A 17152-nucleotide genomic window follows, 5' to 3' on the forward strand; every position below is an offset into this window, starting at 1 on the left:
GGGCGAATATGTTGTCGGCCACAACATATCCATCACTCAGATGAAGGGTGATGGGGGCCGTGGGGCGCTCGCCCGGCGGCACGCGATCCCGGAGCCATCCTCGGCTCCAGGAAGGACCGGAGTATGCGCAAGCGTAGTGTCGGGCTGCTCGCCCTGACCGCCATTGGTGCCCTGAGCCTGTCGGCGTGTGGCGGGAGCGACACGTCCACGTCGGGTTCGTCCGGCAGCACGTCGGCCGCGGCCGGCGCCAGCGTCGGCAAGGTCGGCGTGATCCTCCCCGACTCGGCGTCCTCGGCTCGCTGGGAGACCGCGGACCGCAAGTTCCTCGGCGACGCCTTCAAGGCGGCCGGTGTCGAGGCGGACATCCAGAACGCCGGCGGCGACAAGGCCAAGTTCGCAACCCTGGCCGACGGCATGATCGGTGCCGGCGTCAAGGTCCTGATGATCGTCAACCTGGACTCCGACACCGGTGCGGCCGTCATCAAGAAGGCCAATGCCGCAGGCATCCCGGTCATCGACTACGACCGGCTCACCCTGGGCGGCGGCGCCAAGTACTACGTGTCGTTCGACAACGTGAAGGTCGGTACGGCCATCGGTGAGGGCCTGGTCAAGGGCCTGCAGGCGGCCGGCAAGAAGACCGGCAACGTGCTCGAGCTCAACGGGTCGCCGACGGACAACAACGCCACCCTGTTCAAGCAGGGCTACGACGCGGCCATCAAGGCCGCGGGCTACACCGTGACCGACTCGCAGGCCGTGCCGGACTGGGACAACACCAAGGCCGTCACCGTCTTCGAGCAGATGTTCGCCAAGGCCGGCGGCAAGGTGGACGGCGTTGCTGCCGCCAACGACGGTCTGGGTGGCTCGGCGATCTCGGTGCTGAAGAAGAACGGTCTCGCGGGCAAGGTGCCGGTGACCGGTCAGGACGCCACCGACGAGGGTCTGCAGCGGGTGCTGCTCGGCGAGCAGTACGTCACGGTCTACAAGGCCGTCAAGAAGGAGGCCGACGCGGCCGCCCAGCTGGCGATCGCGCTGGCCAAGGGTGACACCGCGGCAGCCGACGCCCTGGCGACCGGCAAGGTCGAGGACACCACCGCCAAGACCCAGGTGCCCTCGGTGCTGCTCGAGCCGCAGGCCATCTTCAAGGACACGGTCAAGGACGTCATCGCCGATGGCTTCACGACCAAGGACAAGGTCTGCACCACTGACGCCCTGAAGGCGGCCTGCACCGCCAACGGCATCAGCTGATCCACCTCTCGCTCCACAGCACGACGACGTGACGGGGCCCGGGCCGCATCCGGTGCGGCCCGGGCCCCGTCCGCGTCGGGCACTGCAGCATCGGCGCACCGTTGACCCGTCACCGGAGGGAACGTGAGGACACGATGAGCAGCACGTCAGCCCACCCGCAGTTGACTCCCTTGTTGAGCCTGCGTGGAATCACCAAGAGTTTCGGCGCCGTCGACGTCCTCAAGGGCGTCGACCTGGACGCCTGGTCGGGCAAGGTCACCGCTCTGGTCGGTGACAACGGTGCCGGTAAGTCGACCCTGATCAAGGGCATCGCCGGCATCTACTCCTTCGACGGTGGCAGCTACACCTTCGAGGGCCAGGAGGTGAACGTCACCAGCCCCAAGCAGGCCAACTCGCTCGGCATCGAGGTCGTCTACCAGGACCTGGCGTTGTGCGACAACCTCGACGTGGTCAACAACCTGTTCCTGGGCCGTGAGGCGATGTCCGGCGGCACCTTGGACGAGGCCACGATGGAGCAGCGCGCCATCGAGACCCTCAAGGGTCTGTCGGTGCGCACCCTGAAGTCGGTGCGCCAGAACGTCTCCAGCCTGTCCGGTGGGCAGCGGCAGACGGTGGCGATCGCCCGGGCCGTGCTCTGGAACAGCAAGCTGGTGATCCTCGACGAGCCCACCGCGGCGCTGGGTGTGGCCCAGACCGAGCAGGTGCTGAACCTGGTGCGCCGGCTGGCCGACAACGGCCTGGCGGTCATCCTGATCTCGCACAACATGAACGACGTGATGCAGGTCGCCGACAACGTGGCGGCGCTGTACCTGGGGCAGCTGGCCGCTCAGGTGTCGACCGAGTCCCTCGACCGGGGGCGCATCGTGGAGCTGATCACCTCGGGCCGCAGTGGTGACATCGGCCTGACGTCGAAGGAGGCCGTGCTGTGAGCGCGACGACCGAATACGCCATGGAGGAGCACACCTCGACCCCGCCCACGCTGGGCTCGATGATCGGGGACTACGTCACGAAGCTGCGTGGCGGAGACGTCGGTGCGCTGCCGGCCGTCCTGGGCTTCCTGTTCCTCGTCATCCTCTTCTCGGCCATGAAGCCGAACCTCTTCGCGACCGCGTACAACGCCGCCAATCTGTTGCAGCAGAGCGCCGGTGTCATCTACATCGCCATGGGCCTGGTGTTCATCCTGCTGCTGGGTGAGATCGACCTCGGGGCCGGCTACACGGCCGGCACCTCGGCGGCGATCATGGGCGTGCTGATGACCAAGCAGGGTCTCCCCTGGCCGATCGCCGTCATCGGCTGCCTGATCACCGGGGTCGTCATCGGTCTGGTGGTCGGCCTGTTGGTCGCCAAGCTCGGCATTCCCTCGTTCGTCGTGACCCTGTCCACCTTCCTGGGGCTGCAGGGCGTGATGCTCTGGGTGATCGGTGACGGCGGCACCATCTCGATCAAGGACGACACGATCCTCGCGATCCAGAACAAGAACCTGCCGGTGGTGTGGGGTTGGGCGCTGTTCGTCGTCGCCGTCCTCGCCTACGCCGGCGTGGGATTGCTCCAACGGGCTGGTCGGGCCAAGGCCGGTCTGCCGACCGAGCCGATTGTTGCGCTGTTGGCCAAGGTCGGGGCGTTGACGGTCGTCCTGGGATTGGCCACCTGGATCCTCAACGCCGAGCGCAGCCGTAACCCCGGGGTGTCCTCACTCAAGGGTGTCCCGATCATCGTCCCGATCACCGCGGTCGTCGTGGTGGGCTTGACGTTCCTGTTGCGCCGCACCAAGTTCGGCCGGCACATCTATGCCGTCGGCGGCAACGCCGAGGCGGCGCGCCGCGCCGGTATCAACGTGACCCGAGTGAAGATCGTCTGCTTCGTGATGGGTTCGTTGCTGGCGGCCATGGCCGGCATCGTGCTTGCCTCGCGGGACAACTCGATCTCGCCGACCACCGGTGGCTCGACGACCCTCTTGCTGGCCGTCGGCGCGGCGGTGATCGGTGGTACCTCGCTCTTCGGTGGCAAGGGCCGCATCATCGACGCGATCATCGGCGGGCTGGTGGTTGCCGTCCTGGCGAACGGTATGCCGTTCATCACCAAGGAGTCGTCCTACCAGTTCATCGTCACGGCCCTGGTGCTGTTGCTGGCTGCGAGTGTGGACGCCATCTCGCGCCGTCGCACGGCAGCCACCGGGCGCTAGTCGATCAGGCTGATGCCCGGCGGCCCTCATCGCCCGCGCGCGCCCGGACCGGTTCAGCCGGTCCGGGCCGCCCGCGGCGGTACCCAGGAAGACGTCCGGCGACACAACCTCGGCACGCTGCTGGCCCACCTGCACGAGTCCGGCCCGTTGACCCGGGCCGAGCTGACCGCGCGGATGGGTCTGAACCGCAGCACCATCGCCGTCCTGGTCGCCGAGTTGGCAGCCCTCGGCGCCGTCCAGGAGCAACGTCCGGACGCCGCTCAGAGCCAGAGCGGGGCCGGGCGGCCCTCGCTGGTCGTGACGCCGGCCAGCGATCAGATCCAGGTGATCGCGGCGGACATCGCCGTCGACCGGGTCACCGTGGCCCTGATCGGACTCGGCGGCACGGTCTGCACGCGCCGCACCCGGCGGCAGAGCGACTGCCGACCGACTGCGGTGCTCGAGCTCGTGCTCGCCCTGGTCGAGGAGGTGCTGGCCGATCCGGCGGCGGGCCAGAACGTGGTGGGGCTGGGCCTGGCGCTGCCCGGGGTGATCCGGCAGAGCGACGGCTGTGTCCGCTTCGCACCCAACCTGGCCTGGGTCGACGTGCCGTTCGGCGAGATGCTGCAGCGACGGCTGCCCGACCTGCCGATCTGGCTGGGTAACGACGCCGACCTCGGCCTGCTCGCCGAACACCGGCGCGGGGCTGCCCAGGGCGTGGACGACGTCGTGTTCCTGGCCGGCGAGGTCGGCGTCGGTGGCGGCATGGTGATCGGAGGTCACCCGGTGGCCGGCGCCGGGGGATACGCCGGCGAACTCGGGCACATGGTGATCCGCCCCGGCGGGCGGCGCTGCCGCTGCGGGGCGCACGGGTGCTGGGAGACCGAGATCGGGTTGCCCGCCGTGGCCCGAGCACTGCACCTTCCCGAGGACGCCGCCTCCGACGACCTGATCGCCGCCCTCGCCCGGCTCGAGCCGGACGACGGCACTCTCGCCGAGGTGGGTCACTACCTCGGCCTGGGCATGGCCAGCATCATCAATCTGGTCAATCCACGGCTGTTCATCGTCGGTGGTCTGCTCCGGGAGGTCTTCCCGCTGGTTCGGGGGCAAGTGGAGGCGACGTTGCGCTCGGCCGCCCTCACGGCGCCCGCCGATCAGGCGCGGGTCGCCGTCCCGGCCCTGGGTGGTGACGCGGCGCTGTTCGGCGCCTCGGAGCTGGCGTGGTCGGACCTGCTGGCCGATCCCACGGCCGTGCTGGGAGGGCGTGACCTGCAGGTGATGCCGTGACGTCGGGCCCACCGGGCTGGCCGACACCGGTGCGTCCCCCGGACACCCCCGGTTGGCAGCGTTCGGCGGTGTCGTGGGTGCTCGACCTGTGCCCGCCGGACTACCGCGGCTACCCCCTGCTGCAGCGTCATCCGCTGGCTCTGCTGCACCTGGCCCTGGCCCATGTCGAGGCGCAGCTGACCGGGTTGCGCGATGCCCGCGCGACGGCGCGGACCCAGCTGGCCGAGGCGCTCGAGGTGCAGGTGCTGAGCGAGGTCTTCGAGGTGCTCGACCGCGAGGAGGCGCGGCTGCTCGCGGCGCTGCGCGGCGTCCGGCTGGTCGAGACCGCGCTACGAGGCGGACGCCACACGCCTCGGTTGTGACCCGCGGCCCGGCGCGCCGACATGCAGCTGCCGACACGCAGCTGCCGACATGCAGATGTGGAGATCCTGCGCACGTGAGCTGGATTCGAACGGCTGCTCCGGGCGGGGCCACCTAGTATCGGTATCGGTGTCGGTGTGTGGCCGGACCAGGGAGGTTCCAGCCCGGATGGTGCAGCTCGCCTCGATCGGCGGCCCGGAGGATCTCCAGCCCTTGCGCCCCGAGGACCTGGACGACCTCGCAACCCAGATCCGTACCTTTCTGGTGGAACAGGTCTCGCGCACCGGGGGACACCTCGGTCCCAACCTGGGCGTGGTCGAGCTGACCCTCGCCCTGCACCGGGTCTTCGCCTCACCGACCGACCGGATCGTGTTCGACACCGGCCACCAGGCCTACGTGCACAAGCTGCTCACCGGCCGGCACGACTTCTCGGGCCTGCGCCAGGAGGGTGGCCTCTCGGGCTACCCGAGCCGCGCCGAGTCACCGCACGACATCGTCGAGAACTCCCACGCCTCGACCGCGCTCTCGTGGGCGGACGGCATCGCCAAAGCACACCAGTTGCGTGGCGAGGACCGCCACGTCGTGGCCGTGATCGGGGACGGCGCGCTGACCGGCGGCATGGCCTGGGAGGCGCTGAACAACATCGCCGCCGGCCCCGACCGTCGCCTGGTGATCGTGGTCAACGACAACGGGCGCTCCTATGCGCCGACCATCGGTGGCCTGGCCCACCACCTGTCGACATTGCGCACCACCCGTGGCTACGAGCGCTTCCTCGACTGGGGCAAGGGCGTACTGCAGCGGCGGGGTGCCCCCGGCAGGCTGGCCTACGAGGCGCTGCACGGCGTGAAGAAGGGCCTCAAGGACGTGGTGGCCCCGCAGGGCATGTTCGAGGACCTGGGCATCAAGTACCTCGGCCCGGTCGACGGGCACGACATCGCCGAGCTCGAGCACGTGCTGCGCCGCGCCCGCGAGTACGGCGGCCCGGTGATCGTGCACGTCCTCACCCGCAAGGGCCATGGCTATGCCCCCGCCGAGAACGACAGCGCCGACCACTTTCACGCGGTGGGGGTGGTCGACCCCGAGACCGGCCAGCCGCTGGCCGCCTCGGGCACGGGCTGGACCTCGGTGTTCTCCGACGCGGTGGTCGAACTCGCCGACGAACACCCGGAACTGGTCGGCATCACGGCCGCCATGATGATCCCGGTCGGGCTGCACCGGTTCGCGGCCAAGCACCCCGAGCGGGTCTTCGATGTCGGTATCGCCGAACAACACGCGGCGACCAGTGCCGCCGGTATGGCCTTCGCCGGTCTGCACCCGGTGGTCGCGGTGTACGCGACCTTCCTCAACCGGGCCTTCGACCAGGTGTTGATGGACTGTGCCCTGCACCGGGCAGGCGTCACGTTCGTGCTCGACCGGGCGGGCGTCACCGGTGATGACGGCGCCAGCCACAACGGCATGTGGGACATGTCGATGCTGGCCATGGTGCCCGGCTTGCGCCTGGCGGCCCCACGTGACGGCGCCACACTGTGCGCCGAACTCGCCGAGGCCGTCGCGATCACCGACGGCCCCACGGTGCTGCGGTTCCCGAAGGGCGCCGTTCCGGCGGACATCCCCGCGATCGACACCCTCGGCGGCGCGGCCGGATCTTCCGGTGGCTCAGGCCCGGGCGCTGTCGACGTGCTGTATCGCGAGGGTCCCGCCGACGTCCTGCTGGTGGCGGTCGGCGCGATGGTCGGTACCGCGCTGGACGTCGCCGCGCGCCTGACCGCCCGCGGGATCGGTGCGCAGGTGATCGACCCACGATGGGTACTGCCGGTACCGGACGCCGTCCTCGACCTGGCTGCCGGGCACCGACTGGTGGTCGTCATCGAGGACAACCTGGTGCGCGGCGGCGTGGGCAGCGTGGTGCGCGAACACCTTGCCGGGCGTCGGATCGACGTCCCGGTGCGCACCTTCGGGATCCCGTCGACCTTCCTGGATCACGCCGGCCGTGCCAGCGTGCTCGACCAGATCGGCCTGACCGCCGTGACGATCAGCGACGAGGTGATCCAGGACATCACCCCTCGTGCGGCCGACGTCAGCGCGTTTCGACCGCGGGCCGGGTGAGGTCGCCACGGATCGAGGCGGAGACGACCTCGTCGGCGGTGACCAGCAGAGGCACCCTGACGCCGCGGTCCACCTCATCGGTGAGTTGCCAGGCCAGCGCCACGTAGGCCGGGTCGACCCGGGTGAGGTCGTACCAGCCCTGAGCGCGGGCTGGGACGGCGACGGCTCGCATGCCGCTGCCGTCACCGGCGGCCAGCGCCCGGCGGAGCCCGCTGCCGGCGAGCAGCGTCAGGACGTCACTGCCGGCGACCGGTCGCAGCGTGCCGGCGTACCGCCCGCCCCGCGTGAGCAGTTCGGCAGCCACCGTGGCGTGCCGCTCGAGATGGACGGTCGCCCGCGGCCAGCAGTCCTCGGCGGACAGGCCGTAGCGCTGCAACAGGCTGTGTGGCACGGGAAGCGGGGGCCGGTCCTCGGTGGTGCGCAGCCCGAGGCCCAGTGAGAGGGCACGCCCGGCCACCTCGCGGTGCTGCCAGGCAGGCCCCAAGTGGTGCACGTGACCACGAGGCAGCGCCATGATCTCGGCGCTCTCGCGCAGCACGTCGCGCGCCGTCCGGCCCTGCTGTACCCGGGTCGAGGGGTGGTCCAACCGGGCCAGGTGATCGTGGATCCGCAGCAGGGCGGCGATCCGGTGCCGGGCTGCGGGGCTCATCGGGGCTCGGGAGCCGCACACCTGGGCCAGCTGGTCCCAGGCGAGCAGGGTGCCGCCGGCCAGCACGACACCGCGATCATGCGGCGTGATGTCGATGTCGTGGGTCACGATGACGCTGAGTACTGCTCGACGCAGTTCGGACGCCGATTCGCCGGTATTCATGTCACGCACAGTAGTTGCCCCACGCGTCTGATTGGCCTTACGAGGGCCGGTCTCGCCCGTGTGGAGCAGCAGTAGGTGAGCGACGGGCACGGATGCGGGCCTGTGGTGAACCCTGAAACACGGCGCGTGACCAGGGCGGTGCGGTTACCGTGCTGGTCGTGGATCACAACGGACGAGCGGTGGTCGACCCTCAGGTCGCTGCCACCCGTCCGATGGGGTTGCCCCTGGCGCACTTGACCAGACCTCCGACCGAGGCGATCAGCACCGAGGCCATCGCGCGGGCGGGCGACCGCCCGCCGCAGCTGGACGTGCCCGCCCGGCCCACTCTGCCCACGGCCGGGCGACGTCGGCGCCGCTCGATGGGGTTGGCCGGTTCCGTGGCGGCCGTGGTGGCGCTCGGGTCGCTCGCCGTGCTGGCCCCCTCACGGGTGCCTGGCCTGAACGGTCTGCTCGGTCGGGGGCCCGCCGCCTCCGCAGCGCGGCCGGGGGATGCCCGGATCGAGATCACTCAGCTGCTCAGTCGGATGCAGACCGCCGTGCGTGCGGGGGACACGGCCGGCATCGCGGCCCTGGTCGACCCGGCTGACCAGGCCCTCGGTGCGCGATGGGCGGCGCTGCCGGCCCGAGTGCGCACCGTCGGAGCGAGCGCCGTCCAGTTCAGTCTCTTGCCGGGGCCGTTGCCCGCGCTGCGGACCGATCCGGCACCGGCGCGATTCGACCGCTACGTGGATGTGCCGGTGCAGTTCGGGTACACCCTCGCCGGGTGGGACCGCAGCCCGGTGGCCACCGTGCTCGCGCTGCGCTTCGGCCGGGTGGGGTCGGCCTGGCGACTGGTGGGGGACAGCGCCGCAGCCCCGGCGGCCCGGCCGATCACCCCGTCAGCGGCAACCCCGATGGAGCCCTGGGTGACCACCGAGGTCACCGTCGCGCGCACGACGCACGCGCTCGTGGTCGGTGACCCGGCACGCCGGGCGGACAACCAGAGGCTGGCCGCCGAGCTCGAGCAGGCGAGCCGCGCCGTCCGGGCGGTGCTGCCGTCGACGCGCTGGAACGGGCAGGTGGTGGCGTACGCCTCCACCGATCCGGTCATCGTGGCGAGCTGGTTCGGCGGGCGGGCCGCTCGCGAGGGACGCCGCGCCGGCAACGATCCGGCGGCCTTTGCCGCCGAGGTACGCACCCTGACCGGTCAAGGTCGCAGCGGCACGACGAGCTCGGCACCCGTGGCCGCCCGGCTGGCGGTCACGCCCTACCTGTTGACCCGGCGGGACAGCCGATCGCAGGCCGTGCTCCGGCACGAGATCACCCACGTGGCGCTCGCCCTGGAGGGTCAGGGGGCCGTGCCGGCTTGGTTGGTCGAGGGGGCGGCCGAGTTCATCGCCTACCGCCAGCTCGTGGCGGGCCGAGTCAGCGCCGTCGTCGCCCTCGACCGTCGTGGCCTACCCGCCCCGACCTGGCAGCAACTGCAGAAGCGGGTCTGGCGGCCGGTGCTGGTCACCCAGAGCACGACGTTCTACACCGGCACCAACAGCCAGGTCGCGCGCAACTACACCGACGCCTGGCTGACCTGCCTCTACATCGCCCAGCACTACGGTGAGGCCCGGCTGTTCCAGCTCTACGCAGCCGCCGCGACGTCCCCGGAGCAGGATCCCGCGGTGGTCGAGAAGGCGGTGCTGCGCAGCGTGCTGGACGTCGACCAGGCCGAGTTGCGTCGTCAGGTCGCCGCCTTCGCCCGCACCCTGCGCACCAACTTCAGCTGACACTCGGGCGTCACACCCCGCACCCCGTGATCATGCAATCCGTGCACGCTTGTGAAGACGCTTCACAAGCGTGCACGGATTGCATGATCACGGGGGAAATGTGCACGAATTACATGATCACGGGGGGTGGGGTCAGAGGTGTCCGGTGTGCTTCAGGTACGGCGTCATCCCGCCCAGGTGGAACGGCCAGCCGGCTCCGAGCAGCATGCACAGGTCGATGTCGGCCGCCTCGGCCACCACTCCCTCGGCCACCATCAGCCGGCACTCCTGCGCCAGCGCCGCGAGCGCCCGGTCGCGCACCTGCTCGGCGGTGGACGGCGCGTCGCCCTGCACCAGGATGGCCTTGGTCTCGTCGTCGACATAGGGCTTGCCGTCCATGCCCCAGGTGAACACCCCGGAGCGGCCGGACGCCACGATGGCCCGCAGGTTGGTCGAGACCCCGAACCGGTCGGGGAAGGCGGCGTGCATCGTCTCGGCGACGTGCAGCGCCACCGCCGGGCCGACCAGTTGCAGCAGCAGGAACGGGCTCATCGGCAGGCCCAGCGGCTCGAGGGCGGCATCGGCCACCTCGATCGGGGTGCCCTCGTCGACGGCAGCGGTGACCTCACCCAGGAAGCGGGTGAGCAGCCGATTGACCACGAACGCCGGGGCGTCCTTGACCAGGACGCACGACTTGCGCAGCTGCTTGCCGACGGCGAAGGCGGTGGCCAGCGTCGCGTCGTCCGTCTGTTCGGCCCGCACCACCTCGACCAGCGGCAGCACCGCCACCGGGTTGAAGAAGTGGAACCCGACCACCCGTTCGGGGTGGGCCAGGTCGGCGGCCATCGCGGTGACCGACAACGAGGAGGTGTTGGTCATCAGCACGCACTCGGGGGAGACCACCTTCTCGACCGCGGCGAAGACGGTCTTCTTGACCTCGAGCTCCTCGAACACGGCCTCGATCACGAGGTCGGCGCCGGCGAAGGCCTCGGCTGCCTCGACCGAGCCGCTGACCAGGGCCTTCAGCCGGTTCGCCTCATCGGGGCGGATCCGTCCCTTGCCGGCCTGGGAATCGATCTCGGCCCGCACCGCGTCGACGCCGCGGGTGACGCGCTCGGCGTCCAGGTCGGTCAGGGCCACCGGCACCTTGAGCCGACGCAGGAACAGCGTGGCGAGCTGGGTCGCCATCAACCCGGCGCCCACCACGCCCACCTTGGTCACCGGGCGGGCCAGCGACGAACTCGGCACCCCCACCGGGCGCTTGGCGCGCTTGTTGACCAGGTCGAAGGCGTACAGGCTGTTGGCGAACTGCGGGCTGACGATCAAATCGGCCAGCCCCTGCGACTCGGCCTCGAAGGCGGTGTCACGGTCGGCGGTGCGCGCCAGCGCCACCAGATCGAGGGCCTTGTAGCAGGCCGGTGCGGCGCCGTGCAGCTTGAGGTCGACCCCGGCTCGCGCCTCGGCGAGGGTCGCCGTCCAGGTCTGCTCGTCGCGGTCGATCTCGGCTCGTTCGACGGTCGTCACGCCGGTCAGGACGTCGCCCGCCCACGCCAGCGACCGCTCCAGGAAGTCGGCCGGGTCGAACATCACGTCGGCGATGCCGAACGCCAAGGCCTTGCGGCCGTTGAGCATGCGGTTGTTCTGCAGCGGGTTGGCGACGATCACCTCGAGTGCCGGGGCCAGCCCGATCAGGTTCGGCAACAGGTAGGTGCCACCCCACCCGGGCAGGATGCCCAGGAAGCACTCCGGCAGCGCGAGCGCCGGCACCCCGGACGAGATGGTGCGGTAGGTGCAGTGCAGCGCCAGTTCGACCCCGCCGCCGAGCACCGCGCCGTTGACGAAGGCGAACGAGGGCACCCCCAGCTCGCCGAGCCGGCGCATCACGTCGTGGCCGTAGCGGCCGATCGCGACCGCCACCTCACGCGCCTCGGCAGGGCCGGACGCCGACGCCGCACCTGAAGCGGCCATGGTCAGGTCGGCCCCGGCGAGGAAGAAGAACGGCTTGCCGGTGACGGCCACGGCACTGATCTGACCGGCCGCGACCTGGGCGGCGACCTGGTCGAGTGCCTCGTTCAGGCTGCGCAGCCCGGCGGGGCCGAACGTGGTCGGCCGGGTGTGGTCGCGCCCGTTGTCCAGCGTGATCAGGGCCAGGGTGCCCGGGTCGCCGCCGACGGTGCGGGGCAGGACGACGTCACGCACCAGGGCGCGAGTCACCACCTCGTCCGGCAGGGCCGGCAGCGCATCCGCATTCGACGAGGTCGGGCCGGTGGTGGTCGGGCTCGAGGCGGTCATGCCGCACGCTCCTTGCCGTAGTCGGCGTGGTGGGGGTTCTCCCAGATGACCGTGCCGCCCATGCCGATGCCGATGCACATGGTGGTCAGCCCGTAGCGCACCTGCGGGCGGGCCTCGAAGTGGCGGGCCAGCTGGGTCATCAGACGCACCCCGCTGGAGGCCAGCGGGTGCCCGACCGCGATCGCGCCGCCGTCCGGGTTGACCCGCTCGTCGTCGTCGGCGATGCCGAAGTGATCCAGGAAGGCGAGCACCTGGACGGCGAACGCCTCGTTGACCTCGAACAGCCCGATGTCCTCGATGCTCATGCCCGCCCGGGCCAGCGCCTTCTCGGTGGCCGGTACCGGGCCGACTCCCATCACCTCGGGCTCGACGCCCGCGAAGGCGTAGCCCACCAGACGCATCCGGGTGGGCAGACCGAGTTCTGCCGCGGTCTCGGCCGAGGCCAGCAGGCACGCCGTGGCGCCGTCGTTCAGGCCTGCCGAGTTGCCCGCGGTGATCCGGCCGTGGGGGCGGAACGGGGTCTTGAGGGCGGCCAGGTCGGCCAGGGTGGTGCCGGGTCGGGGTGGTTCGTCGACGGTGGCCAGGCCCCAGCCGGCGTCCACGTTGCGGGTGGCCATCGGCACCAGATCGGCCTGGATCCGACCGGCTTCGTAGGCCGCGGCGAGCTTGGCCTGACTGGCCACGGCATAGGCGTCGGCCCGCTGCTTGGTCAGCTGCGGGAATCGGTCGTGCAGGTTCTCGGCGGTCTGGCCCATGACCAGCGCGGAGGGGTCGACCAGCTTCTCGGCCAGGATGCGCGGGTTGGGGTCGATCCCGGTGCCCATGGGGTGGTGGCCCATGTGCTCGACGCCACCGGCGATCACGACGTCGTAGGCACCGCTGGCGATGCCCGATGCGGTCGTGGTGACCGCGGTCATGGCCCCGGCGCACATCCGGTCGATCGCGAAGCCCGGCACGCTCTTGGGCAACCCGGACAGTAACGCGGCCATGCGGCCGATGGTCAGGCCCTGGTCGCCGGTCTGGGTGGTGGCGGCGATGGCCACGTCGTCGACGCGTTCAGGGGGTAGCTCGGGGTGGCGGCGCAGCAGTTCGCGAATGCAACGGATCACCAGATCGTCCGCCCGGGTCTGGGCGTACATCCCGGTGTCACGGGCGGTGCCGAAAGGGGTGCGCACGCCGTCCACGAAGACGACGTCGTGCAGGATGCCGGCCACTCGAGCCTCCTCGCTCATGGGGGTTCGCCGTGATGCTACTCGACAGTAATAAAACTGCCGAGGCCCCGCGACGAGAGTCCTCTCACGCCGTCGCCGACCAGTGACGGGTGGGGTGCCCGCGACGTGCACGGACACCCCACCCTGTCAGGTTCCCGGGGCGGTCAGACCCGGTTGAACGTGCGAGCCAGGCGTGGCACCCGGGTGAGCACCAACTGGTCGAAGGCGAGCACCAGCAGCAGGCTCGCGCCGAACAGCGGGAAGAAGATCGCCAAGGCGACGCCTGCCGCGATCAGCCACGGCGTGGCCTTCCACGGCATCTTGCCGCGCGGGGCCGCGACCCCGCCGCCGGTGGGACGGCGCCGCCACCACATCAGCGGGCCGCTGATGCACAGGAACAGCACGGCGAGGCAGAACGCCGTGCTGGCCATGGTGTTGAACGAGCCGAAACGTCGGCCCTCGTGCAGCGCGATGCCCTGGCTGACCGTCTTGGCCGCCACGGTGTAGTCGGAGTAGCCGTAGCGGGCCACGACCTGACCGCTGTACTGGTCGACGTGGGCGGTGCGCTCCTTGCCGACGTTGGTGAACGCCGGGTTGGACTTGTCGTGCCACTGATCGGCCAGCACCGAGAACACCCCGTCCTTCTCGTCGGGGTAGGTGATGTAGTACGGCTGCGGTAGCCCGTCGCTCGCCGCCGCGGTCATCACCCGATCGATCGAGATCGTGCCGGACGACGAACTGCCGGCGGCATCGGTGCCGTGATCCATGCCGGGCATCGATTCCGGCATCGATTCGGGCATCGGCGCCGCGCCCTCGGCCCACGGTGCCGGGGCCGAGTTGCTGCCGATCTCGGTCAGCTTCTCGCCCAGCGTCGAGGTCGCACCGGGGTCCTCACCCCACAGGCTGGCCGAGTGACCCGAGGCCCACTTCTGCACCACGCTGCCCCACAGACCGGTCCAGGGCAGGCCGGAGAACACCAGCAGCAGGATGCCCGCGCCGATCACCGCGCCGGTGACGCCGTGCTGGTTGCGCAGCTTCGCCCCGACCGCGGCAGATGCCTTGCGCCGCAACCGCGCCGCGCGACCCCGGAAGAACAGGTAGTACCCGGTGAGGGTCATCACGATCGCCCAGCAGGCGGCGAGCTCGATGATCCGGTCGCCGGCGGTACCCACGGTGAAGGTGTCGTCGACGATGGGGTCGTGGAACAGCTCGATGTCGCGCAGGCTGCCGAAGACGATGCTGCCGTGCACCTGAACGGCCAGGTTGGACAGCAGGTCGGTCTCGCCCAGTGAGCCCAGGACCTTGCCCGTGAAGGGGTCGACGTAGACGTTGCGACTCGAATCCTCACCGGTCTGCACGGTGAAGAAGGTCGCCCGGTTCTCGGCGCCCTGCTGCACCGCGGTGACGGTCTGGTCGGGGAAGGCGGCGTGGACGGCCGCCTCCTGGCGGCTCAACGGGATCGGCGCACCGTGCTCGGGCACGCTCACCGTGAGCACCCCGGGGTGCATCACCGGGTCGATCTGCCAGCGGAACAGGTAGATCAGGCCGGTCAGGGCCAGCATGGCCATGATCGGGATGACCAGGACGGAGGCGTAGAAGTGCCAGCGCCAGAAGGCGCGGAACACCCCATTCCCGGTGCGTGGGGTGGTGGCCCGTTCGTCGTGGGCGACGTCGGGCACCTCCTCGGTCGTGGTCACGGCGGTGCCGTGATCGGAGGTGGTCGACATAGCGGTACTCCTGAGGATGAGGGCGCGCTCCATCGAGCGCGCAGCACGAGAACCACGGACGGCGCACCGCAGCGGCGGGCGGCGTTCGCGTGATGAGTGAGGTGATGGGTGAGCAGGCTCGTCGGCCTGCTCAGGCAGGGGTGAGTGCCCCCGCCGCCGCGCCGAAGGTCAGGCGGCGCAGAGGCCCGGCAGCACGGCCGGAGGGCCGCGCCAGTACCGGCCACCGCTGACCCGATGGCGGCGGGTGGCGGGGTCGAGCCACGGGGTGGGCCAGGCCTGCCACCGCGCAGGGCAGTCGCAGGGGTCGATCGTCGTGGTCCCGGCCAGGGCGCGCAAGACGTGCACGACGAGCGACAGCCGGTGCGCGAGGTGACGGGCCGTGGACCACAGAGCGGCCTCACCACACCGCAGCAGGAAGCCGAGCAGCGCACCCGCGACGGCGTGCGCCAGCACCATGCGTCCCGAGAGCCCGTCGTGGCCGAGGCCGTGGCCGGCGGCTTGGGCAACCTGGGCGACCTGCGCTGCGACGTGTGGCAGGGGATGGCCGGTCGAGGGCCTCGGCTCGGCGCCGGCCCAGAGCAGGTGCAGGCCGAGCTGGATCAGGGTGAGCGTGGCGGCCAGCACGAGCCAGGACTGCTCGGTGCGGGCCAGCGCCAGCCGGTGGGCCAGGGCGACGATCGTCCAGGCCAGGACGACGGTGAGCAGGCTGGGGGTGCTGCCCCCGGCCAGACAGTGGCTCACGGCGCTGACGGGAATGGCGGTGGCACCGAATCCGATGGCGCGCAGCGACGGCAAACTGGCAGCGCGGACTGCTGCAGTGCGTCGGCTGGGCACGGGGAGGACTCCCGGAGTGTCGTCGATGGCGAGGCCACCAGGGCGGCTCGGGGAGGTTATCAGTCGGCGGTGGGCCGATGGACGAGGGCGCACATCGGCTCGGTCACACCGTCTCTCGGGCTGGCAGACCCGCTCAGCCCAGGGCCTCGGTCAGGGTGTCCACGGTCAGGTCCAGCTGCCAGGTACGGACCCCGAGATCAGCCAGCATGGCCCGGACCGCCTCCACCTCGACCGGTTCCGGGGGCGACCAGCACAGCCGCCGGACGGCGTCCGGGCTGATCAGGTTCTCGACCGGCAGCGTGTGCTCGGTGGCGATCACCTGAATCGCGGCGCGCGCGCGGGTGAGCCGGGCGGCGGCCACCGGATCCTTGTCGGCCCAGACCCGGGCGGGCGGCGGCCCGTCGGCGGGCAGGTGCTGCGGGGGGAGCTCGGCGTCCGGCAAGGCGGCTGCTCGGGCGAGCGCCTCCACCCAGAGCGGCAGCTGGCGCCGGGCGGCCCGCCCGGTGAACGTGGTCAGCGCCGCCAGGTCGCGAGCGTTCGTGGGTCGGGCCGAGGCGGCCTCGACCAGCGAGGAATCGGGCACCAGACGTCCGGGGGAGACGTCCTGGTCGCGGGCCAGTTGTTCCCGCGCCAGCCACAGCTCGCGCAGGGCAGCCAACTGGCGCCGGGTGCGCAGCCGGTGCAGACCGGAGGTGCGCCGCCAGGGGTCGACCCGCGGCGGCGGTGGCGGGGCGGCGGCCAGGGCGGCGAACTCCTCCTGCGCCCAGGCGAGCTTGCCCTGGTGTTCGAGGTCGGCGGCCAGGACGTCCCGCAGCTCGATCAACACCTCGACGTCGAGCGCGGCGTAGCGCAGCCAGGGCTCGGGCAGTGGCCGGGTGGACCAGTCGACGGCGGAGTGCTCCTTGGCCAGCCCCAGCCCGAGCAGCTGCTCGACCACAGCGGCCAGGCCGACCCGGGCCAGACCGGCCAGGCGCGAGCCGAGTTCGGTGTCGAACAGTCGGCTGGGCCGCATGCCGACCTCGGCCAGGCACGGGAGGTCCTGTCCTGCCGCGTGCAGGATCCACTCGGCGTCCTGGATCGCCGCGCCCAGCGGGGACAGATCCGGCAGTGCGGCCGGATCGACCAGCAGGGTGCCGGCGCCCTCGCGGCGCAGTTGCACCAGGAAGGCCCGTTGGCCGTAGCGGTGACCGGAGGCACGCTCGGCGTCCACCGCGACCGGCCCGGTTCCGGCGGCCAGAGCGGCGACGGCGGTGGCCAGGGCGTGCGGGTCGGCGATGACGGCCGGGGTGCCGTCCCGTGGCACGTCCAGACGGGTCAGCGGCGGCGCAGGCGGGGGCGCCTCGATCTCGGCTCCGACCTCAGGCGCACCCTCACTCACGGTG

General features: G+C 71.1%; 13 protein-coding genes. 7 read left to right on the top strand and 6 right to left on the bottom strand.

From position 1 onward, the window contains the following. Positions 1–123 precede the first annotated feature (123 nt). The 6 genes from IPK24_13060 to IPK24_13085 all read left to right on the top strand — a co-directional run bounded on the left by IPK24_13060 (position 124) and on the right by IPK24_13085 (position 7159). Positions 124–1245: a substrate-binding domain-containing protein gene (locus IPK24_13060; GenBank protein ID MBK8076461.1), complete on the top strand. Its 1122-nt coding sequence runs from the start codon at positions 124–126 to the stop codon at positions 1243–1245. 134 nt (positions 1246–1379) lie between these two features. Continuing rightward, positions 1380–2174: a sugar ABC transporter ATP-binding protein gene (locus IPK24_13065; protein MBK8076462.1), complete on the top strand. Its 795-nt coding sequence runs from the start codon at positions 1380–1382 to the stop codon at positions 2172–2174. Positions 2175–2194: 20 nt separating this feature from the next. Continuing rightward, entirely contained in the window at positions 2195–3427 is a 1233-nt protein-coding gene (locus IPK24_13070) for an ABC transporter permease (protein ID MBK8076463.1), read from the top strand. A gap of 12 nt (positions 3428–3439) precedes the next feature. Continuing rightward, a complete protein-coding gene (locus IPK24_13075; GenBank protein MBK8076464.1) occupies positions 3440–4693 on the top strand; it encodes an ROK family transcriptional regulator in 1254 nt (417 codons plus the stop codon). Then, positions 4690–5055: a hypothetical protein gene (locus tag IPK24_13080; protein MBK8076465.1), complete on the top strand. Its 366-nt coding sequence runs from the start codon at positions 4690–4692 to the stop codon at positions 5053–5055. The genes IPK24_13075 and IPK24_13080 overlap by 4 nt, the downstream gene beginning before the upstream one ends. Before the next feature lie 166 nt (positions 5056–5221). Continuing rightward, the gene (locus IPK24_13085) at positions 5222–7159 is read left to right on the top strand and encodes a 1-deoxy-D-xylulose-5-phosphate synthase (GenBank protein MBK8076466.1); all 1938 of its coding nucleotides are present in this window, start codon (positions 5222–5224) and stop codon (positions 7157–7159) included. Here the strand turns inward: IPK24_13085 and IPK24_13090 are convergent. Further along, complete coding sequence (locus IPK24_13090; GenBank protein ID MBK8076467.1) at positions 7131–7970, bottom strand: hypothetical protein; 840 nt, start codon at positions 7968–7970, stop codon at positions 7131–7133. The genes IPK24_13085 and IPK24_13090 overlap by 29 nt on opposite strands. A 158-nt stretch (positions 7971–8128) precedes the next feature. Between IPK24_13090 and IPK24_13095 the strand changes: the two genes are divergently transcribed. Then, entirely contained in the window at positions 8129–9727 is a 1599-nt protein-coding gene (locus IPK24_13095; GenBank protein MBK8076468.1) for a hypothetical protein, read from the top strand. A gap of 132 nt (positions 9728–9859) precedes the next feature. Here IPK24_13095 and IPK24_13100 read toward each other — a convergent pair whose 3' ends face one another. From IPK24_13100 to IPK24_13120, 5 genes are all read right to left on the bottom strand, one after another. Continuing rightward, positions 9860–11998, bottom strand: a complete 2139-nt coding sequence (locus IPK24_13100) for an enoyl-CoA hydratase/isomerase family protein (protein MBK8076469.1) — start codon at positions 11996–11998, stop codon at positions 9860–9862. Next, entirely contained in the window at positions 11995–13230 is a 1236-nt protein-coding gene (locus IPK24_13105) for a thiolase family protein (GenBank protein ID MBK8076470.1), read from the bottom strand. The genes IPK24_13100 and IPK24_13105 overlap by 4 nt, the downstream gene beginning before the upstream one ends. Before the next feature lie 143 nt (positions 13231–13373). Next, positions 13374–14936: a PepSY domain-containing protein gene (locus IPK24_13110; protein MBK8076471.1), complete on the bottom strand. Its 1563-nt coding sequence runs from the start codon at positions 14934–14936 to the stop codon at positions 13374–13376. A gap of 168 nt (positions 14937–15104) precedes the next feature. Continuing rightward, complete coding sequence (locus IPK24_13115) at positions 15105–15770, bottom strand: hypothetical protein (GenBank protein ID MBK8076472.1); 666 nt, start codon at positions 15768–15770, stop codon at positions 15105–15107. 133 nt (positions 15771–15903) lie between these two features. After that, entirely contained in the window at positions 15904–17148 is a 1245-nt protein-coding gene (locus IPK24_13120; protein MBK8076473.1) for a ribonuclease D, read from the bottom strand. Positions 17149–17152: the final 4 nt, after the last annotated feature.

The organism is Kineosporiaceae bacterium (genome assembly GCA_016713225.1).
In the GTDB taxonomy this organism is placed as follows: domain Bacteria; phylum Actinomycetota; class Actinomycetes; order Actinomycetales; family Kineosporiaceae; genus JADJPO01.